General features: G+C 38.5%; 21 protein-coding genes, 2 tRNA genes and 1 riboswitch. Of the genes, 5 read left to right on the forward strand and 18 right to left on the reverse strand.

All coding sequences use genetic code 11. The features are described from left to right. Positions 1-267 precede the first annotated feature (267 nt). The 9 genes from ppdK to BLR86_RS19865 all read right to left on the reverse strand — a co-directional run bounded on the left by ppdK (position 268) and on the right by BLR86_RS19865 (position 8380). Positions 268-2937, reverse strand: coding sequence for a pyruvate, phosphate dikinase (ppdK, locus tag BLR86_RS19825; RefSeq protein WP_090765618.1), 2670 nt, complete (start codon positions 2935-2937; stop codon positions 268-270). A 2-nt stretch (positions 2938-2939) separates the two neighbouring features. Next, positions 2940-3767: a pyruvate, water dikinase regulatory protein gene (locus BLR86_RS19830; RefSeq protein WP_090765621.1), complete on the reverse strand. Its 828-nt coding sequence runs from the start codon at positions 3765-3767 to the stop codon at positions 2940-2942. A 5-nt stretch (positions 3768-3772) separates the two neighbouring features. After that, on the reverse strand, positions 3773-4414 hold the full coding sequence (locus BLR86_RS19835) for a transcriptional regulator CcpN (RefSeq protein WP_175492978.1): 642 nt from the start codon (positions 4412-4414) through the stop codon (positions 3773-3775). A 152-nt stretch (positions 4415-4566) separates the two neighbouring features. Further along, entirely contained in the window at positions 4567-5832 is a 1266-nt protein-coding gene (locus BLR86_RS19840) for an MFS transporter (protein ID WP_090765624.1), read from the reverse strand. 388 nt (positions 5833-6220) lie between these two features. Then, entirely contained in the window at positions 6221-7096 is an 876-nt protein-coding gene (locus tag BLR86_RS19845) for a 5'-methylthioadenosine/S-adenosylhomocysteine nucleosidase (protein WP_175492979.1), read from the reverse strand. 173 nt (positions 7097-7269) lie between these two features. After that, positions 7270-7373: riboswitch (purine riboswitch) on the reverse strand. A 240-nt stretch (positions 7374-7613) separates the two neighbouring features. Further along, positions 7614-7687 (reverse strand) — tRNA-Ile (locus tag BLR86_RS19850). A gap of 11 nt (positions 7688-7698) precedes the next feature. Next, positions 7699-7772, reverse strand: a tRNA-Gly gene (locus BLR86_RS19855). 74 nt (positions 7773-7846) lie between these two features. Continuing rightward, entirely contained in the window at positions 7847-8122 is a 276-nt protein-coding gene (locus BLR86_RS19860) for a DUF1450 domain-containing protein (RefSeq protein ID WP_090765627.1), read from the reverse strand. Between the two features lie 135 nt (positions 8123-8257). Next, positions 8258-8380, reverse strand: coding sequence for an FbpB family small basic protein (locus BLR86_RS19865; protein WP_090765630.1), 123 nt, complete (start codon positions 8378-8380; stop codon positions 8258-8260). A gap of 216 nt (positions 8381-8596) precedes the next feature. Between BLR86_RS19865 and BLR86_RS19870 the strand changes: the two genes are divergently transcribed. Beyond that, positions 8597-8968, forward strand: a complete 372-nt coding sequence (locus tag BLR86_RS19870) for a VOC family protein (protein WP_090765633.1) — start codon at positions 8597-8599, stop codon at positions 8966-8968. Positions 8969-9124: 156 nt separating this feature from the next. Here the strand turns inward: BLR86_RS19870 and BLR86_RS19875 are convergent, their stop codons facing one another. Genes BLR86_RS19875 through BLR86_RS19905 form a run of 7 tightly spaced genes read right to left on the reverse strand, consistent with a single transcriptional unit; the run spans position 9125 to position 15382 of the window. Beyond that, complete coding sequence (locus tag BLR86_RS19875) at positions 9125-10597, reverse strand: aldehyde dehydrogenase (protein WP_090765636.1); 1473 nt, start codon at positions 10595-10597, stop codon at positions 9125-9127. Beyond that, the gene (locus BLR86_RS19880) at positions 10594-10794 is read right to left on the reverse strand and encodes a tautomerase family protein (protein ID WP_090765639.1); all 201 of its coding nucleotides are present in this window, start codon (positions 10792-10794) and stop codon (positions 10594-10596) included. Before BLR86_RS19880 ends, BLR86_RS19875 begins: the two co-directional genes overlap by 4 nt. Positions 10795-10821: 27 nt before the next feature. After that, on the reverse strand, positions 10822-11613 hold the full coding sequence (locus BLR86_RS19885; RefSeq protein WP_090765643.1) for a 2-keto-4-pentenoate hydratase: 792 nt from the start codon (positions 11611-11613) through the stop codon (positions 10822-10824). Between the two features lie 21 nt (positions 11614-11634). Continuing rightward, on the reverse strand, positions 11635-12417 hold the full coding sequence (locus tag BLR86_RS19890; RefSeq protein WP_090765646.1) for a 2-keto-4-pentenoate hydratase: 783 nt from the start codon (positions 12415-12417) through the stop codon (positions 11635-11637). A 20-nt stretch (positions 12418-12437) separates the two neighbouring features. Then, positions 12438-13451, reverse strand: coding sequence for a 4-hydroxy-2-oxovalerate aldolase (gene dmpG, locus BLR86_RS19895; protein ID WP_090765649.1), 1014 nt, complete (start codon positions 13449-13451; stop codon positions 12438-12440). Then, entirely contained in the window at positions 13448-14359 is a 912-nt protein-coding gene (locus tag BLR86_RS19900) for an acetaldehyde dehydrogenase (acetylating) (protein ID WP_217642404.1), read from the reverse strand. The genes dmpG and BLR86_RS19900 overlap by 4 nt, the downstream gene beginning before the upstream one ends. Positions 14360-14392: 33 nt before the next feature. Beyond that, a complete protein-coding gene (locus BLR86_RS19905) occupies positions 14393-15382 on the reverse strand; it encodes a catechol 2,3-dioxygenase (RefSeq protein WP_090765655.1) in 990 nt (329 codons plus the stop codon). Between the two features lie 235 nt (positions 15383-15617). Between BLR86_RS19905 and BLR86_RS19910 the strand changes: the two genes are divergently transcribed. Then, positions 15618-16394 (forward strand): IclR family transcriptional regulator, encoded by a 777-nt coding sequence (locus BLR86_RS19910; protein ID WP_090765657.1) that lies wholly within the window; start codon positions 15618-15620, stop codon positions 16392-16394. Positions 16395-17144: 750 nt separating this feature from the next. Continuing rightward, positions 17145-18167, forward strand: coding sequence for an FUSC family protein (locus BLR86_RS19915; protein WP_090765855.1), 1023 nt, complete (start codon positions 17145-17147; stop codon positions 18165-18167). Positions 18168-18392: 225 nt separating this feature from the next. Here the strand turns inward: BLR86_RS19915 and BLR86_RS19920 are convergent, their stop codons facing one another. Continuing rightward, positions 18393-18833: a hypothetical protein gene (locus tag BLR86_RS19920; protein WP_090765660.1), complete on the reverse strand. Its 441-nt coding sequence runs from the start codon at positions 18831-18833 to the stop codon at positions 18393-18395. 73 nt (positions 18834-18906) lie between these two features. After that, positions 18907-19494 (reverse strand): cysteine hydrolase family protein, encoded by a 588-nt coding sequence (locus BLR86_RS19925; protein ID WP_090765663.1) that lies wholly within the window; start codon positions 19492-19494, stop codon positions 18907-18909. A gap of 310 nt (positions 19495-19804) precedes the next feature. Between BLR86_RS19925 and BLR86_RS19930 the strand changes: the two genes are divergently transcribed. Together BLR86_RS19930 and BLR86_RS19935 are read left to right on the forward strand one after the other, a co-directional pair. Beyond that, the gene (locus BLR86_RS19930) at positions 19805-20188 is read left to right on the forward strand and encodes a GntR family transcriptional regulator (RefSeq protein WP_090765666.1); all 384 of its coding nucleotides are present in this window, start codon (positions 19805-19807) and stop codon (positions 20186-20188) included. Positions 20189-20201: 13 nt separating this feature from the next. After that, positions 20202-21293, forward strand: a complete 1092-nt coding sequence (locus BLR86_RS19935) for a DUF1648 domain-containing protein (RefSeq protein WP_090765669.1) — start codon at positions 20202-20204, stop codon at positions 21291-21293. The last annotated feature ends 41 nt before the right edge of the window (positions 21294-21334 follow it).

The raw sequence follows: 21334 nt of genomic DNA on the forward strand, positions 1-21334 counted from the left end.
TATGTCAACACAGTCACCTCCCAATTTAATGGATGGTACCTAGCACTTTAATTGTTATAAATTCAACTGTTGACTGTAAAATAAAAGCCATTCCGCTGCAAGTGTTTGGAATGGCTTTTTCAGATTAACTTTCGTTCTTTGTCGTAAAATTAGGTACGAGCCAATCTTGGTATGTACAAAAATAAAATGACTACCAAATTAGTAATTTGATAGTCATTTTTTCCTACATTATTAATTTTTCATTGTATATGGTACTTGTTAAACAATTTAAGCTGTCGTATAAACTTCCTTCTTATTCGATTCATGACGAATTGTCGCTTGGGCAGCCGCTAATCTTGCCAGCGGCACGCGGTAAGGAGAGCAACTTACATAATCCAGTCCTGTTTTGTAGCAAAAATCAATGGATGTTTTTTCACCGCCATGTTCCCCACAGATACCTGTTTTTAATGATGGCTTTGTTTGACGACCAAGCCTTACGCCCATTTCAACTAATCTGCCAACACCTTCTTGATCAAGCACAGCAAACGGATTTTCTGGAAGTACCTTATTTTCAATATAGTTCTGCAGGAATTTCCCTTCTGCATCGTCACGGCTGTAGCCGAATGTTGTTTGTGTTAAATCGTTGGTTCCAAACGAGAAGAAATCTGCTTCTTCAGCAATTTGATCAGCGGTAATCGCTGCGCGTGGAATTTCAATCATCGTTCCAATCGTATACTCCACTTTCTTACCTGCTTCTTCTTGAACTTTTACAGCAGCATCGATCACGAGCTGGCGCATTTGTTTCAATTCATTCACATGTCCAACAAGTGGGATCATAATTTCTGGCTGCACTTCGATTCCTTTATCTGCTAGTTTAGCAGCAGCATAGAAAATCGCTTTTGCTTGCATTTCATAAATCTCCGGATAAACCATTCCCAAACGGCAGCCGCGGTGGCCGAGCATTGGATTGTATTCATCTAACTGGCGGACCTTTTTCAACAATAATTCTTTTTTCTTCAATTCAGGTGAAGAAGGGTCAAGAATTTGCAGCTTTGTTACTTCGACTAACAGCTCTTCTTTATCAGGTAAGAATTCATGTAGCGGTGGATCCAATAATCGAATCGTAACCGGGAATCCTTGCATTGCTTCAAAAATCCCTTCAAAATCGCCTTGCTGCATTGGCAGCAGCTCATCAAGTGCTTCCTTACGCTCGTTGAAGCTTTCAGCTAAAATCATTTTTTGCACAAAAGGAATTCGCTTTAAATCCATAAACATATGCTCTGTACGGCACAAGCCAATTCCGCCGGCACCAAATTCAAACGCTTTTCGTGCATCCTCTGGGTTATCGGCATTTGCACGAACACCAATGTTTCTTGCTTGATCTGCCCAAGCAAGTAATAGCTGGAATTCATCAGAAAGCTCTGGTTCAATCATTGGAATTTCCCCAAGCATAATTTCACCGGTTGAACCATCAATGGTAATCACATCACCATAGTTAATAACCTGCTCTTCAACGGTAAATTGTTTAGCTTTTACATCAATTTTTAGTGCGTCGCATCCGCAAATACACGCTTTACCCATACCACGTGCCACTACTGCAGCGTGACTTGTCATGCCGCCACGGCTAGTAACAATCGCTTGTGCCGCAACAATTCCATGGATATCATCTGGTGTTGTTTCTGGTCGAACCAGGATAACCTTTTTACCAGCATTCCCTAATTCTTCCGCTTCATCTGCATCAAAGACAACCTGACCCGTAGCCGCTCCAGGTGATGCAGGCAGACCTTTTGCCAACAAAGTACGTTGGTGTTTATCATCAATTCGACGATGGAGTAGTTGATTTAATTGATCAGGATCGACACGAAGTAACGCTGTCTTTTTATCAATAATTCCTTCTTCCACCATTTCAACTGCAATTCGAATAGCAGCTTGTGCCGTCCGCTTGCCGTTACGGGTTTGAAGAATGAATAGTTGTCCCCGTTCCACCGTAAATTCAATGTCCTGCATTTCCTGATAATGCTGCTCCAAACGCTTGCATGTTTCAGCGAATTGCTTATACACAGCCGGCATTTCGTCTTTTAACGTTTGAATGGGCTGTGGTGTACGAATTCCTGCTACTACATCTTCACCTTGTGCATTAATTAAATACTCCCCGTAAAGGACATGCTCACCAGTTGAAGGGTTTCGAGTAAACGCCACGCCTGTCCCTGAATCGTCCCCCATGTTGCCAAACACCATGCTTTGAATATTGACAGCTGTACCGAGGTGATCAGGAATTTTATTCAAGCGGCGGTACACGATGGCACGCTGATTATTCCATGAATCAAATACCGCATTAATCGCTAGAAATAACTGTTCCTTCGGATCCTGCGGAAACTCTTTCCTTGTATGCTTTTTAACGATTCCTTTATAGCCTTCAATAACTTCCTTCCAATCCTCAGCACTCATTTCAGGATCTGTATGATAACCTTTACTTTCGCGTGTTTCTTCTAAAAATTGCTCAAAGTAATACGTATTGATGTCAAGGACAACGTTGCTAAACATTTGGATGAAGCGACGGTAAGAGTCATAGGCAAACCGCGGATTATTGGTTAATTTCCCCATCCCAATGACCGTTTCATCATTCATCCCCAGATTCAAGACCGTATCCATCATCCCAGGCATCGAGAATACAGAACCTGAACGGACAGAAACGAGCAGTGGATTTTCGGCATCGCCAAGTTTTTTCCCCATGTTTTCTTCTAACCGGCGGAGTGCTCCGAGTATTTGGCTTTCTACGATCGATGGAATAGTTTTTCCTTCCACATAATAGGTATTACAAGCTTGTGTAGAAATCGTAAAACCATAAGGAACAGGTAAGCCGATCCGGGTCATTTCCGCTAGATTTGCCCCTTTTCCTCCAAGTGTTTCCTTCATATCTCCATTACCTTCATGAAATAAGTAAACGAATTTTCCCATCATCATAAGCTCCTCTCTTTTTTCAACACTTCTAAAATCAATCCAGCTGTTTCTTCTATTGCTTTATTTGATACATTAATAATTGGACAGCCTACACGCTTCATGATTTTTTCTGCATAATCCAATTCATCAAGAATCCTCTCGAAGCTTGCATAACTTGCTTTGGAACCCAATCCTAACGCCTTCAGTCTTTCAACACGGATTTCGTTTAATTTATTGGGAGAAATAATTAATCCGATACAATTTTTTCTTGGAATTTCAAACAGTTCATCAGGTGCTGGAACCTCTGGAACTAATGGAACATTGGCAACCTTAAAACGTTTATGAGCCAAATACATCGATAATGGTGTCTTTGATGTCCTGGAAACGCCGATGAGAACAATATCTGCCTTGAGGATTCCTCGAGGATCACGGCCATCATCATATTTAACGGCAAACTCAATGGCTTCTATTTTTCTAAAATACTCTTCATCTAGTTTTCTCATTAAACCAGGCTGGTGATGAGGCTTCTTGTTGAAACTAGTGGTAAAGGCATTCATTAACGGACTAAGCAAGTCCACCGCGTTAATGTTCTCTTCTGCTGCGCGGCGGTCTAAATATTCCTTTAAAATCGGCACAACAATCGTATAAGCGATAATCGCCTTACCTGTTTTTGCGAGAACAATAATATCCTCGATGTCTTCTAAATCCTCCACATAGGAATTGCGGCGTATCTCAACATTGCCACCGTTAAATTGTGTTGCTACAGCTTTTACAACAAACTCTGCTGTTTCCCCAACGGAGTCTGAAACCACATAAACAACTTCTTTCTCTACAAAAATCTCTGCCATCCCCTTTATATTGAATTTTGCTCCATGATTTCTAGATATGCTCGTGTAATCGTTGTTTTTGTAATCCGACCGATTAGTAAATATGTATGATTGCCGGGATTGATTTCTTTCACGACAGGTAAGGAGTCAATGCGATTCGTGATCATCCTTTTAGCAGCCTCTAGTAATGTTTCTTCCGGTGTAATGGTCATAATATTAGGCATTCTCGTCATGATGACGCTGCAAGGCAATTCTTGCAAGTCTTGATTTCCAATTGCTGACCTAAGCAAATCTTTTCTTGATATGACGCCTGCTAAATAACCGCTGCTGTCTACCGCATAAAGCGTCCCTACATCTTCTAAAAATAATTGCACAATGGCGTCATATACAGAGGTAGATTTTTCAACTACAATTGGACGTGCTTTATAATCAGCCACTTTTTGGTGCAGAAATTTTTCTGCTTGTAGCCTAACTTCATAATTATGATTGAAAAAGTAACCTACCCGAGGTCTGGCATCCAAATTTCCCGCCATCGTTAAGATCGCTAAGTCTGGTCGTAATGCTGCTCTAGTTAAAGAAAGCTTTTCAGCAATTTGTTGTCCAGTAATCGGTCCGCTTTCTTTCACAATCTTGAGAATTGCATCTTGGCGTTTCGACAGTTTAATCACATTGACCCCCTTTTCAATTTAATTAGCTCTAATGTGTTATACTTTATTTATATATAGTATATAACATTTATACACTATGCGGTACAATTAGTTCAACATATTTTTTACAAAAAAGTAAAAATGCAAAAAGCCGAACTAATTAAAAGTTCGGCTTAAGATGTACCTAATACAGTTTTAATAACTTTTTCTTCTTTAATGATCAAAACACCAATCAATCCCATCAAAGAAAATAGGATAGGTATCGCAAATCCATAATGATAGCCAATATTTATAGATTGTTGAGGAAATAGATCTAGTATATATCCGAATACAATCGGCAATAAAACGGCACTTAAAAACCCCCCCATATTGGCAAATCCTGTAACAACACCTACTTCTTTCTTAGGGAAGGATTCCCTCACCACCGCGAAGGTTAATGAGCTTGCTCCACTACCAAAACCGATGATAAAAAGCAAAGCCACTACGATCATAATTGGAGGTTTCACACCAGATAAAAACAGCACCATCCAATTAATCAACACAATAATATGAATAAGGGTGTAGATTTTTTTAATAGAATTCAGTCTGCTAGTAACCCAGCTGATAAAAGGACCACCAATCATGGCTCCAAAAAGACCATACATGATAAGCTGACTTGCCTCTGAAAGTGATAGTCCCAATACATGAATTCCATATGGAACTCCCCATGAACCAATAAATCCTATATAGGTACCGACCAACCCAAAGTGACAGAGGAAGGTAGCCCAAGCTTGGCGAGTAGAAAAAATACGGCGAAGTATCGCCCATACACTTTCCCGTGCTTTTACAGACCTCTTTTTACTTTCGAAATCATTTTTGAATATTTTTTTAGGCTTTGAAACGAGAACTGTATAAAGTAAATAAGAGAATACCGCTAAAATAATTCCGATGCTAAGGAATGTCGTTCGCCAGCCAGAGTATGAAATCCATATCGAATAAGGGACGGTAGCTACTAATGAACCAAGACCCGCAACCAGTGAAATTAATCCTAACAATCTAATAAATTCGTTTGCCTTAAACCACTGATTTAAGATTAAAACCAAGTTAACAAAAATAGTTGCATCCCCCGTCCCTACTAAAAGTCGAGAGAAAATCATTACATATTCATTGGGGGAAAGACTGTAGAGAAGGGTTCCAAGCCCAGTAAGGAGTGTCCCGATTATAAGAAATTGATTGGGCCCATATCGATCAGATAATAAACCAGCAGGGATTTGAAATCCTGCATAGGCTAAAAATTGTATACTGCTCATAAGGCCGATGATAGAAGCTGAAACGTGAAATTCCTTCATTAATTGGTCGGTAATAAGTCCTGGCGCTGTTCTTTGGCTTACAATTAAAAAGTAAGCGAATAAGGCCGTACCAAATACCACCCAGCGATAACCGCTTTCCTGTTTTTTCATCGTAGTGTAACCTCTTCCCTTTAAAATTTCTACTGTTTAAGGCTACTTTGTTTCTGAATTTAAATTCTACCATGTTTATCCTTTTACTAAAACAAAAACACCCACAAACAACGTTTGTGAATGTTTCAAATTTGATCTTAAACAGTTATTTTAATATGATTAAATTAGTCTTGTACAAGAACAAAGTAATGCTGGTGTTGAGCTTTGGAATGATGGTAAACCTCTAAATACTATCTTATTTTCTTAAAAACAGGAGAAATAATAAAGCCCTCTTTCACTATAGAAGAGGGCTTTACCTTCATTTACAATTAGCACACCTTCTTAATTTTTCATTGAAGTAGTGGCTGAAATTTATAAGATGGGCTACTGTAAAGGTAATTTTACTATTTTACTTGCTTTTCATCATAGATATATATTCTTTAACAACTTCATAAACATAGGCTTGATTGGCTGATGCTGTACCCGGATCGTAAGTACCGCCATTTGTTTTATTATTCGAAAGGATTCGGATACCCAAGAAGGCTACGTCATAAGCATCGGCAATTTGTGCTACTGAGGCACCTTCCATTTCCTCTACATCAGTACCGTAAATCTCATGAATCCATTTAATTCGATCCACTTCACTATTCCAAAAATCTGCTGAACCAATCGTACCTTCGACAATTTTCCCCTTTGTGTAGGTGTCTCTTACTGCATTTGCGGCTGCTAGTAAATCCTTATCGCCGTAGTAGTATCTGACTTTATTCGCACTATCGTCTGATCCGCTTCCTTCCGAAGCCATTAAGTCCATCGGAATCCAGGTAGTGGGATCCATTCCTTGGCCTTCATCCATATTTGTTGTTTTTAATGAACCAATGTTTGTCGTTCTTTCCCCTAACACAATGTCAAATACATTTAGCTCTGGATTATGTCCGCCTGATGTACCTTGGTTGATGATGGCGATAGGATTATATTTTTCAATTGCCAATGCTGTTGCTGCAGCTGCATTTTCCATTCCCTTTCCTGTTTTAGTCACAATAACAGGGTAATTGTTAAGCTTACCTTTATAAAAAACAAATTTACCTGATTTTTCCACTTTTACCTTATCTAATTTTTCTGCAAAATATTCAGCTTCTATAGGCATTGGACCTTGAATGATGATGGGTCTCTGGGCCCCTTCTACTTTTGTTTCATTTAGTAAAGATGAATTACATCCTGCAAGCATAAATAACGTGGCTGAAATAGTTGCTACCGAAGCGAATTTCTTAAACATTTTGTTTTTCATAAATAATATCTCCTCTTTTTCTAGTTGTTTGATATACTCGCTAATTGGTCCAAAAGAAAAAGGCCTAGAAAAACGCAGAATCTCTCCTGCCTTCTAGACCCTCAAAAGTCAAAGTATAAATAATATAGCAAAAAATTGCTAAATCATTAATTGCAGCGGCTAGGTATGCCGAACAGCCCAATACTTTAACTCGTAGTCTAGTTCGTTTATTGGGAACCAGGTAGAGACACTCAGACCATATTACCGAGTATATACGAGTAATGATTACTAAGATTATTACTTTGTTAATATAACAAACTTACAATAGATTTTCAATCAAAATATGAACATTAATTTTAAAAAACTATTTAACGTTCGTGTTTTATGAGTAAAGTACCGAAAAAGCGGATAAATATTACCTATTTATTATTGAAATCTTAAAACACTGTTCCTGACTCCCGGTCTCTTTTTTAAGCACCGATAATAGCAAAAAAACCGAACTTATAAAAGTTCGGTTTTTGTATCATACGTTATGAAGTGGGCCTAAATGGACTCGAACCATCGACCTCACGCTTATCAGGCGTGCGCTCTAACCAGCTGAGCTATAGGCCCTTGAGATAATTTGGAGCGGGTGATGAGAATCGAACTCACAACATCAGCTTGGAAGGCTGAGGTTTTACCACTAAACTACACCCGCAAATAGCATCCATTTTTCAACGCCCTAAGAAATAATACATCAAAAATTATATCACCCTAGAAATAAGTTGTAAACTACTTCTTATCTATTTCAAGTTGTTTAAATTTATCCAATAATTGTCGTGAATCGCCTGCTTCAATAAATTCCCCATTTACAATTGCATAGGGAGATATTTTACATTCCTCACATCTACTTTGACAATTGTACTCTTTAAATTCAATATTTTTTTTACTTAGAAAAGTACTGTATTCATTTTGTAACTCTTCAGGTAGAAACCTGTCGAGGTTTTTTTCACAAAAATCAATTTTCAACTTTCTTTCTTTTGTAAAAAGTTTCGTAATAAAATTCATAGGCTGAACATCTCCACTGCTTGTCATTACCTCTAGTATATCAATTTTTCTTTTTTATTTCTTCTTTTAAACATGATAAAAGAGCATCCTTGGTCATGGTAGGCTGCTCTTTGTTAACTTCTATTCATGAGGTAATTACCTTTTTGAATGTTTATTATCAATTTTTGTCTCAATTCTTGCCATCGCTTTAACATCACTTTTTAATTCTTGCTTATTGTCATTTACTAGTTTCTTAAAGCTTAGAGTACGTTTTCTCATTTTCTCCTCCACCTTTCTATGTTTCTATTATACTAAAGTTAGAAAGGTTAGTATAAGTCCAAATATTACAATTTTTTGAACATTTTTGAAATTATTCAATTATAACATTTAAAGAGGCTAGATTTAGGTTTTGGTAAATATTGTTTATTTTGAAATACTCCCTTATACTAATTCTTGTATCTAGAATAGATTATTAATAGAAGTGAGGTAGTTATAATGAAACTTGGCGCATTTTCTGTGAGTTTAACTGTAAAGGACATTCATTTATCAAAATCATTTTACGAAAACCTAGGATTTCAAGCGTTTGGCGGAGATATAAACCAAAACTGGCTTATTATGAAGAACGAGGATACCATCATTGGCTTATTCCAAGGTATGTTTGAAAAGAACGTCCTAACGTTTAATCCCGGATGGAATCAAAATGCCGAAAATCTCGAATCGTTTACTGACATTCGAGACCTGCAAAAACAGCTAAAAGAAAAAGGGGTAAAAATACTGACTGAAGCCAATGAGGCAAGTGAAGGACCCGCACATTTGACACTAGAAGATCCGGATGGAAATCAGATCCTTTTAGATCAACACAGATGAAATAGGAATAACAGTACACGGTAAAACCTATACCTCTTAGGTCAAAACAATAAAAGGAAGACTGTTCAACAAGTCGCATTCACATTCGACATTTGAAACAGTCTTCATTCTTGATAACTTATTATAACGTGCTAAAATAATTCCTCTTTGTTAAAACTACTTTAATGCAATACAAATATTTTTCGCTTCCGTAAAGAACTCCATGCTGTGATGACCGCCTTCTCGTCCAACTCCGCTCTTCTTAAATCCACCAAATGGTGCGCGAAGATCACGGACAAACCAGCAATTCACCCAAATTGTGCCTGCTCGAACGGAATGAGAAACTCTGTGAGCACGTTGGAGACTTTCCGTCCAAACCACTCCATTCAACCCATAATCGGTATCGTTTGCAATTCGTAGTGCTTCTTCCTCGGTATCAAATGGAATAATGGTCACAATTGGTCCAAAAATTTCTTCTTGGCACAACCGCGAATTTGGATCTTCCTGAACATATACAGTTGGTTCTAAATAATACCCATTATGTAAATATTCAGGCAGATCTGGTCGCTTGCCTCCACAGATCAATGTCGCATTTTCTTCTTTAGCAATTTCAAGATAGCTTGTTACTTTTTTATAATGCTCTTCACTCACGACTGGACCCATTTTTGTGGTTACATCCTGTGGATCGCCCACCTTTAGTTCCATTGCTGCTTTCTTAAATCTTTCTAAAAACTCATCAAAAATGGTGCGTTGAACTAAAATTCGTGAACCTGCAAGACAAATTTGCCCAGAATTCATAAAAGCAGCATGAATCGAAACCGGGATGGCTTTATCAAGATTTGCATCTTCAAACACGATATTCGCTGCCTTCCCACCCAGTTCAAAGGATACTTTTTTCAAGCTATCTGCTCCGCTTTTCATAATTCTTTTTCCTGTAGCCGTAGAGCCTGTAAACGAAACTAAATCCACTTCAGGATGAGTCGTAAGAGCATTTCCGACCACTCCTCCAAGACCATGAACAACGTTTACAACACCATCCGGGATACCTGCTTCTTTGGCAATTTCACCAAGTAAGGACACAGAAAGCGGGGTCATTTCTGCCGGCTTTATTACCGCTGTATTCCCTGCGGCAAGACATGGTCCCAGCTTCCAGGTTGTCAGCATAAAAGGTACATTCCACGGCGTGATGAGCGCTGCAACGCCAACTGGTTCGTAACGAGTATAGTTTAGGTATTCGTCCCCCATTGGATACGTTTCTCCACCCTGGTTTTCCATGAAATCTGCAAAGAACTTAATGTTATTTGCTGCGCGCGGAACTTCATGTTGGAGGGCAGAGTGAAATGGTTTTCCAACATCTGTAGCATCTAGTCGCGCAATTTCTTCTTTACGCTCAAGAATAATCTCAGACATCCGTCGAAGTTTTGCACAACGCTCGGCAACCGTCATCGTCCGCCATGGACCATTTTCAAAAGCATCTCTTGCAACGCGGCAAGCTTTATCAACATCAGCCTCTGTTGCTTCACATACTTTGGCAATGATTTCTTGAGTAGCAGGGTTTTTTACCTCAAAGGTTGCCCCATTAGCTGCTTTCACATATTCACCGTTTATATATAAACCAACTTCTCTTACGCCAGTTTGTACTTTTGTCATTTTGAAACCTCATTTCTCTTCTTTACCGAATCGCCAGCGATCCCCCAATGTTCAGGTTCTACTTCATTGATCATCACACGCACACTTTGAATGGGAGCCTCTAACACATCTGAAACTAAATCGGAAACTTCTCTAATCAAACGTTCTTTTTTTTCAGGCGATCGGCCTTTAAGTATATTAATCTGAATAAATGGCATACTAGCATTCTCCCTTCACCTTGTTGTTTATTCTGTAAATACTGCCTCTACGGAACCGATTCCATCAAAGCTTGCAGAAAAATGGTCACCTGCTTCAATCTTTATAGCAGCAGATAGGGAACCACTTAACACCACTTCACCTGGTTGAATACTTTGCCCAAGCTTATACAATTTATTGGCCATCCACGCAATTGCCCTCGCTGGATGCCCCATCACAGCTGCACCAGCACCTGTAGCAACGACTTCTCCGTTTTGGTTAAATACCATTCCCATTAATTTCAAATCTAAATTTTTTGGTGAATAAAATCTTTCTCCAATAATAAAACGGGATGAAGAGGAATTATCAGCAACAGCATCTGGCAGAGTAAAGCTGAAACCTTGGAATCTGCTATCGATAATTTCGAGCGCAGGAGCTACATATTCTGTTGCAGCTAATACATCTGCGACCGTTACATGTGGCCCCTTTACTTCCTTTTTAAAAATAAAGGCAATTTCTGGTTCCAATTTCGCATGGATAAATGGCGCTATTGAAATGCGTTCCCCTTCGAATAATTGCATGCTTTGTAGTAATACCCCATAAGATGGTTCATGAACACCCATCATGACTTGTTTTGCCTTACTCGTTAATCCAAGCTTTCTTCCGATTCTTTTCGTGTTTTCTTCCTTGCACTTCATTTCAATTAATCGTTCTTGTACCTGATAGGCTAATGCCTCATCCAATTCAGGATAGGCTTCAACAAACTTATTAACCGACTTTTTCTGTTTTTCTGCCTCGTATAGTTCAAAAGCAATTTGATCGATCACATCAGTCTTTATCATGTTATCACCTAGTTTCTATTTTTATCGTTTAAAGGAAGCCGTTACGGAACCTATATGAGCAAACTCAGCTGTAAACGTGTCATTTTCCTTTACTTCGATTGCACTCGTTAACGCCCCCGAGAGAACGATTTCCCCTGCTTTTAAGGCCACATCATACTTACCTAAAGAATTGGCTAGCCATGCAACGGAACGAAGCGGATTTCCAAGTACGGCTCCACCTGCTCCGGAATCAATCATTTCCCCGTTGCGATATGCAACCATGCCAATATGGGTAAGATCCAATCCTTCAAGCTTCGTCGGTTTCCCGCCAATAATCGCACTAGCGGAAGATCCATTGTCTGCGACAGTGTCCTCAAATTTGATCTGCCAATCAGCAATACGACTATCAATCACTTCAATTGCCGGAACGATATATTCCGTAGCATTAATAACATCAAGTACAGAAACATTCGGTCCTTTTAAATCCTTTTTTAAAATAAAGGCAATCTCAAATTCTACTTTTGGTTGAATATATGAATCAAGTGAAATCGTATCACCTTCGACGTACATCATATCTGCCAATAAATGACCATAATCAGGTTGGTTGACGCCAAACATAATTTGAATCGCTTTGCTTGTTGCGCCAATTTTCTTCCCGACAATTATTCCACCATTTTCGACTTTTCTGCGGATAATCTCTAATTGAGTATAGTAGGCTTCATCCACTGTAATCCCTGGATAGGAAACCGTTAACGGTTCAATAACGTTTTTCGTTTCCTCTGCTTCCAATAAGCGGCTTGCAGCTTCTTGAATGATTGTCACCATCGTTTCCTCCTAATCTGCAACTAAACTTTCAAGCCTTTTTTCTCTGCTAATTCGACTGCCACATCTAAGATCCAGTCTTCCTGTCCTGCAACTGCATTTCGTTTTCCCAATTCCTCCATGATTTCTGATACCCCTACACCGAACTTTTCCGCTGCATGTCTCACATGGAATAAGAAACTGTTATATACTCCTGCATATCCACTAGATAAGTTGTCACGATCGATCACGATCGGAGACTGAATCAACGGTGCAACAATTTCCTCGGCTGCATCCATTAAAATGGATAGATTCATTCTTGTATCTAAATTCATTTTATTTAGAACAGCCACAAGAACTTCAGTTGCTGCGTTACCTGCGCCAGCTCCCAGTCCCCTTAGCGTGCCGTCAATTTGATCCGCTCCAGCTTCAAGCGCTGTTATCGTATTGCCAATCGCTAATCCAAGATTATTATGAGCGTGAAATCCGACTTCAATGGACAACGCTTCTTTTAGAGCTGATACCCTTTCCCTGACACCACTTTGAACAAGTGCTCCTGCTGAATCGACTACATAGACACAATCAGCACCATATGATTCCATCAGCTTAGCCTGCTCTACCAACACATTTGCAGGTTGAGTATGAGACATCATTAAAAAGCCAACTGCCTCAAGGCCTAATTCCTTCGCTAGTCGGAAATACTGCTCCGTTACATCTGCTTCCGTACAATGAACGGCAATACGGATGACGGAAATGCCAATTTCTGCTGCCTTTCTTAACTCATCGCTTGTTCCAATTCCAGGAACGAATAAAGAAGCAATTTTTGCTTGTTTCGCTGTTTCCACAGCCACTTTAATCAAATCAAATTCAGAATGAATCGAAAACCCCTGCTGAATCGTCGACCCATTCAAGCCCGAACCATGGCTAACTTCGATTACCGGTACACCTGCTTCATCTAAATTTCGAACAATCGTTCGAACCATTTCTGGAGTATAACTATGGCTTACAGCGTGGTCGCCATCTCTTAGAGTAGTATCTGTAAGTCTAGGAATCTTCATCGGCTTACCTCCTTAGTTCCGAGAAAATGGGCTGCATATAAATCTCCTACTTTATACGCGGATGCTGTCATAATATCCAAATTCCCCGCATAGGTAGGGAAATAGTCTCCCGCTCCGACAACCTCATTCATGATCACGATGGTTGGCAACCGTCCCCAAGGTGTTTCACGATAATCTACAAATGGCTTGCCTTTTAATTTGTACCCGGGAACATAACTTGAAACTTCAGCTACGATCGATTGAATAGATGAAATGACAGCTGCTTCATCAAACTCATCTTTAATCACTGCGTAAACAGAATTAGTCATATTAATTGGTGGTTCTGCTGGATTAAACACGGGAATCGCCCTCGCTAATTTGGCTCCACCCACTTGCCTGACAGCGTTGGCAGTCGTTCGCACAAATTCATCAACATTTTGTCTTGTTCCCGGTCCGATAGATACACTCGCTGCTGTTGCAATGACTTCAGCATAGTGTACAGGTACAACACGGTTAACTGCGTGAACAAGGGGAGTCGTCGCCTGACCTCCACAAGAAATCAAATTGACATTCATGGCTTCAATATGCTCATGTAAGTTAACTGTTGGTACAACAAATTGCCCAATGGCGGCAGGAGTCATATCGATAGCTAATTTCCCCTTCTCGCGCAGTGATGGTGCATTCAGCTTATGTGCTTTTGCACTTGTCGCATCAAAGACAATCTTTATGTCTGGATCTTCCAAGATCGCATCGATACCGTGATGACTTGTACGAATGCCCTTCGCCAAAGCTCTTGCTAGTCCTTCTGATTCTGGGTCAATTCCTGCCAGAAGAGCTAACTCCATATTTCCTTCATTTTTTAATATTTTATACATTAGGTCCGTTCCAATATTTCCTGATCCTAAAATCGCTGCTTTTACTTTAGACAAGACCACTCACCCCGCTTTCTATTCTTCTAAGAATTAAGGTTTTACAACTTCAACAGGCTTGGTCGCTGTAAGCGGTGTACCTTGTGTCCACCAAGAATGTGGGAATTCAGTACCGATCCAGGTATCTCCGTAGCCAGGTACATCCTTCATTTCCCAAATAACCGGTTTCCATGCTGGATCGGTAATGATATACCCTGCATCTCCAAACAATTCGATTCTGTTCCCACCTGGTTCAATCACATACATACAGAAAGCTTGACTGATTCCATGTTTATTCGGAGGCACTTCAACAAAAACACCATGATCTTTTAACAAATCAGCAACATCATAAAGATTTTGTGGTATTCCATACCAGTAGCAAAGATGATGGAGCTTGCCCTTTATGCCATTAGGCTCTTGCATATAAGCGATTTCATGAACGAGATTGGAAACGCTTATCCAGCTTCCAAGTACTTGGCCGTTATTTTGGATTTGCTCTCTTAAACGAAATCCTAATTCATCTATCAAAAATTCTGTGTCCGCTGCTGGGTTAGAAGTCATCAAATTAATATGGTCTAAACGACGTACGGGCACACCACGATCTGGACGTTTTGATGGACGATTTAATAGTTTTGATCTTTGACTCTCGTCAACATTGTAATACTCCACATCCCATAATATTTCCATTAAATGACCGTCCGGTGTTGTAAACTGGTAGGCCTTACCATGACCAACGTCCCCTTCAATCCACCCTTTGCCTAATCCAGTTTTTTCAATTTCCTCTACTCGACGTTGAAGAGCTTGCGGGGAAGTGGCACGCCATGCTACATGTCCTACTCCCGCTTCCTTTGCCTCAGTTATTTTTAATGTATTGTGGTAGAAATCCTCATAAGCACGAAGATATACAGATCCACCTGAACGAGCAGTAACTTCCATCCCTAAAAAACGTGTGAAAAATTCAACGGATTGTTCAAGTTTCGGAGAAAGAATCTCCACATGGGCTAATTGTGCAACATCAAAAATTGGTTCTTGAAAATTTGTCATTTTCGTTCCTCCCTGGATTCATCTTTTTTTGTACAACATAAACGAATGACATTGACGAAGTATACCGAATTATGATAACGTTTACATTGTATTGAGTCAGAATTTACTAAATTATCTAAAACACGATGCATACACATATCTTAATTGCCTTTGAACACGCTTACAATACCAATGTCCCTATATAAGGGACACTTTGTGAATTTTTTAAAAACTTTTTTAATTATCGGAGGAAACTATGATTCAAGAAGAAGAAAAACTACTCTCATCCGTAAAAAACGCAATTAAAATATTACGTTCATTTAAAATGGACCATCCTCAAAAAGGGGTACGTGAACTTGCTGCAGAGCTTGGATTAGGGAAAAGCAGCGTGCAAAGAATTCTTGCAACACTTGCATCCGAAGGGTTAGTTCAAAAAAATACTGATACCAATAAATATGAATTGGGCTTGTCCGTAGTAGAATTAAGCTCCATTGTCCTCGGTAACATTGATCTACATACTGAAACAATTCCCATCCTTACAAGTCTAGCGAATAAATGTGGAGAAACTGCACACCTCGCGATCTTGGAAGAAAATCACATTGTCTATTTATGCAAAGTTGAGAGTAAAAACTCTTATAAGTTACAAACGCACTTAGGATTGCAAAATTTTGTTCACTGTACGAGCTCTGGTAAACTACTTCTTGCCCACAGTGACAGCTACTTTGTTGATCTAGTTACCCAAAATGGACTGAATTCTTTAACACCCCATACCATTACAGATCCAGATGTTTTTCGCCAAGAGTTAACAATGATACGTAAGCAAGGATATTCAGTCAGCGTGGAAGAATTCAATCTAGGAGTGACCTCCGTATCTGCTCCAGTAAGAAATCATACAGGGAAAGTCATTGCCGCGATCAATCTCGTAGGACCAAGTAGTCGATTCTCGAAACAACGGATTCACTATTTTACTAGTGAACTAATCCGTTCTGGAGATTTAATTTCAGAGAGACTGGGCTACAGGAAAGGTAGATGATCATTCTCAAACTAGATTTAAAAAAATAAGCTCCCAAAAAAGCCAGGACCATTCCATCATTAGGATGGTTTCTGGCTTTTTGATGTTAAATATATTTCTGGTTAACATAATATTATTATAGATAAATAATAACAGATTCTTTACATCAAAATAGTGCCTGATGTTGATATTCCTCTGAAAAATTCAAATGAAGGACTTTTCTAATTGGAAACTCTCTCGAACTGTCCTTCATCAACCTTATGAAGGACTTTTCTTATCGGGAATTCTCTTGATATGTCTTTCATACACCTTATGAAGGACTTTTCTCATCGGGAATTCTCTTGAAGTGTCCTTCATCAACCTTATGAAGGACTTTTCTCATCGGGAATTCTCTTGAAATGTTCTTCATCAACCTTATGAAGGACTTTTCTCACCGTGAGTTCTCTTGAAATGTTCTTCATCAACCCTATGAAGGACTTTTCTCATCGGGAATTCTCTTGAAATGTTCTTCATCAACATATGAAGGACTTTTCTCACCGGGAGTTCTCCTCCTTCATCGATCTGCTGTTCTATAATCGAAAATTTAATTTATCAAAACTGAAAATCCACTCTATCCCTAAACATTATTTAAAAATCACTATTAAAAAAGCCATCAGAACCGTGCCTATGGTCTTGAAAATATTAGTTCCAATAGATATATTTGATAAAGTAATGGAAGAAAGTGACTGAGGAGACTTATTGATCAGCGCTTTGAATGGAGGATTGAGAATTGTGAAATTAGGACCTCGCGTCATTAAAACTGGACTTGCAGTTACTTTTGCCTTATATATATGTTCCGTATTAAAACTTGAATCCGCAGTCTTTGCGGGAATTGCCGCCATTTTTACGATTCAACCGTCCATATACCGCACATGGAAACAAGTATGGAACCAAGCCCAAACCAATATCATAGGTGCGATATTTGCCTTTTTGGGGTTATACTTTCTTGGCAGTGACCCATTTTCTATTGGACTTGTCATCATTATTCTGATTTCGATTAGTTTAAAGTTAAAAATGGGAGAAACGATTTCGCTAACGGTCGTAACCGTGTTAGCGATTATGAGTGCACCAGGAAACGAAGATTGGCTCTTTGCTTTGAACCGTTTTATCGTTACTTTCATTGGAATGGCAACTGCTTTGTTGGTAAATATTTTTGTCTTCCCACCAAACTACAAGAAAAATTACGTAAAAAAAATCAATGATATTTTCCAGGATTTCTCTATTTTGATGAGAACCGCTATCTCTGACGAAATAACAGAAAAATCACTAAAGGAGCAAATGGAACAATTAGAAAATAATATTTTTCTATTAGAAGAACATTTTCTGTTATTTGATGAAGAACGTGAAAAAATGGCCAAGGTAAATAATATGGATGTACGGGAAATAGTCGTGTTTAAGCAAATGTTTAAATCACTCCAACAGGGGTTTATTGTTTTGGCGGATATTGATTCCTTCTATTTTACGAGCAAGCCGACACCTGAAGAAAATCAGCTCTTTGATCAACACCTAGAATATCTTATCAAGTATCATGAGCTATTTCTTTTGAAATATGATGGAAAAATAAAAATGGATCTGCCTTCATTAGAGGATGAGTTTATGAAACAAACAGAGGTCTTTTTAGAAAAAGTGATGCAATCCTATAACGAAGATCATAAATTCCAAATGGCCGTCATTGGGGCTTCTATTTATCATTATGCCTTTCAATTGGATCGGTTGAACACGCTAATAGAACAATATATGAAGAAATCACAATAGAGTGGGTACCATGGGGACGATTCTCATGGCTTTAATCAACTGTTTTTGAGTGGTTATTTTGTTGTGGAATCTGTTAATTTTTGAGGAATGTTTATTGGGGTGTCTAGCACTACCATTAGATTGATAGATTTTGTCGAAAATTACTATTTGAAACAAAACAAGTCGTGCGACTCCCATTGGATCGCACGACTAAATAATTCGTTCGAGATAATTGGAAAATACACCTTATTTTTCGAGCAAGATATTCTCTAATATCTGTGCATTTCCTTTATCTAACGTTCCAAGTCCTTCTTTTACATTATTACTTAAAATGGTTGCCGTATCATTACTTTGATTAAACCAAATCTGGTAATCAAATAGTCTTTCGGGCATATTTTCATCATATTTGAAAAATAGGGTCGCCTTTACATCTTCTTTTCTTGCCATTTTTGGTTCTGCATTCGGTTCCCATTTAACTTGTTTAAATACTTTTCTTAACACTTTTACTGTTTCTACATCTGTAATCATAAAAGCTTCTTCATAGCTTTCATCTGCCTTAACGACTTCAACATCTACTCTAGTAAGTTGCTTTAAATCATACTCATTCGGGGATTTTTTTGTACAGCCTACTAAAAGTATTACAAAAATAATAAAGATGATCCGGTAAAAATTTGTTTTTTTCGGCAAAAAACCACCCCTAAATGATTCATCCAATCAAGTATATAAATTGTAACATAAATCCAAACAAATCCTCTAATATCTAGTATAACCCTGTTTCAAATCTAAGGACTTGTTCCAATACTTCTTCAGTCTTAACAATGGTCGCAAACTCCTTATGTAACGTAGCAATTTCATGCTTATGTACTTCCTCCGGAAGAAAGATCGTCCCATTATGATCGGTAATTCCGAATGCAGCCGTTGCATCTTCTACAAGGAATGTTTTAAACCCCAAATTCCCACTCATCCTTGTAGTGGTGGACACACAGTGATGCGTAGTTAACCCGGTGATTATCACAGAAGTAGTCTGCTGATCACGTAAATACGTTTCTAATTTCGTGCCGATAAATGCGCTATTAACATTTTTTTGAAAGATCATTTCTTGTGGTAAAGGCTTAATAATTTCCTTGAATTCAATGCCTTGTTTATTTTGATAATGAAGTGGTGATTTAGGCAGCAGTGATAGATGCTGAGAATAAATGACCTCCCAGCCACGTGTCCTCCATTCGGTTAAAAGTTTTAAAATATTTTCCTCGGCATTGGGATTGTTCCGCCTTCCCCAAGAGGGATCATTAAAACCCATTTGGACATCTAAGACTAATAGCGCAGGTGGATTTACTAGTGTTTTCATTTTATCTCCTAAGTAAATATATTTATTTGCATAGGATATGTAACTATTTGGTGTTTATTCTTTAAAAAATCTCCAAATGCAAAATGATCTTTCTATAATAATCTTGCTCTCATTCACCATCACGGTTGTTCCTGATTTTAATTCAAATGTTTTCATAATCTTATCGCCTCCACATTTACTATAATCGTTTGATTTTCCTATTTCAGTGAGAATTATCATTTTAAAATGGGAACCACAAAATGGTTTTTGTTATAGAATGAGTAGAACAAATGTGTTATAATATTTCTATAACAGATTGGAGGGGAAGAAAGTGATTATTCTAATTGAACCCGAATCCGATATCCCTATATACTTACAAATAACCAATCAAATCATTGAAGGAATTGCGAGAGGATTGATTCGGCCTGGTGATTCACTGCCTTCTGTGAGGTCTTTTGCAGCTGACCTAGGCGTCAACATGCATACTGTCAATAAAAGCTATCACCAATTAGAACTAAAGGGAATTATTCGGATTGTTCCAAAATCAGGAGCCATTATCACTAATCTTAACGATTTTAATGAATCATCTTTTGAAAGAATAAAAGAAGAATATAAACCCCTTATTGCTGAATCACTCGTATTAGGAATGTCTGAAAAACAAATTCAAGCACTCGTCTCTTCTATTATAAATGCATTTCACCAAAAGCAATCATGAAGGAGGAATTTCTATGACTCTCGCACTATTTCTTATAATTTCGATTATTTTAGTTGGGATCCAAACCGCCGTCCCTTTTTTAGTCAAGCGAACCGTTATTTTTGGTGTCACTGTTCCTGAAAAACATATAAAAAACGAAAAGCTTACAGCCTTTAAAAAGAAATATGCATTATCTGTAGGGCTGCTCTCATTCATCGTCTTGGCTGGCTATCTTCTTTGGGCACTATTTAATAACCCCGCCGAAGAACAAACCGTACTAATTGGAACACTTATTCAATTTGGTATCATTCTTTTCAGTCTTGCACTCTATTTTTTCTTTCACGGAAAAACGCTGCAATTAAAAAGGGAAAGTAATTGGATGGAGAATTTAACGCAAGTAACAATAACAGATTTATCTGTCCGGGCTAAAGATGAAATGCTTCCTTGGTATGTATACTTGATTCCCCTCATTATTACTGTAGGAGTTATCGGCTATACCGTTTATCAATACGATCTTCTTCCCGAACAGATTCCAACTCACTGGGGTATCAATGGTGAAGCGGATGCCTTTACAGAGAAAACGCCAATGTCGGCCATCATGCTGCCACTAACGCTTTTAGTCCTGCTGCTCATGTATATAGGAATCCAAGTTGGTACGAAAAAATCCGGTATTAAGTTAAGCGCAACCAGTACCAATGCCTCCCGATTACGTCAGCTAACGTTACGGAAATATACAAGCTGGTTTATGTTTCTCGTTAGTTTTTTACTTACCATTATGTTCAGTTTCTTTCAATTAACTATGATTCATCCAAATTTATTTGCGGGAACGATTTTGGTGGCAACACCACTCATTTTCCTTGTTGTTGTTTTAGCAGGAACCATTGCATTTGCTGTAAAAGTAGGGCGTTCCGATAAAGTCTCGATTGCTGGGACGAAAGAGAAAATAACCGACTTCGATGAAGATTCTCATTGGGTAGGTGGTCTTATTTATTTCAACAAAAATGATCCTTCTATCTTTGTGGAAAAACGGTTTGGTGTCGGCTGGACTCTCAACTTTGGCAACCCTATCGGTTATGTAATTTTCTTAGTACCTTTAGTGGCCATCTTATTACTTACTCTTTTATAGATAGTAGGTGAATTTCTCTAAAAAAGCTCCATCTCAAAGTA

It is taken from the genome of Bacillus sp. OK048 (assembly GCF_900103525.1).
Classification (GTDB): Bacteria; Bacillota; Bacilli; order Bacillales; family Cytobacillaceae; genus Neobacillus.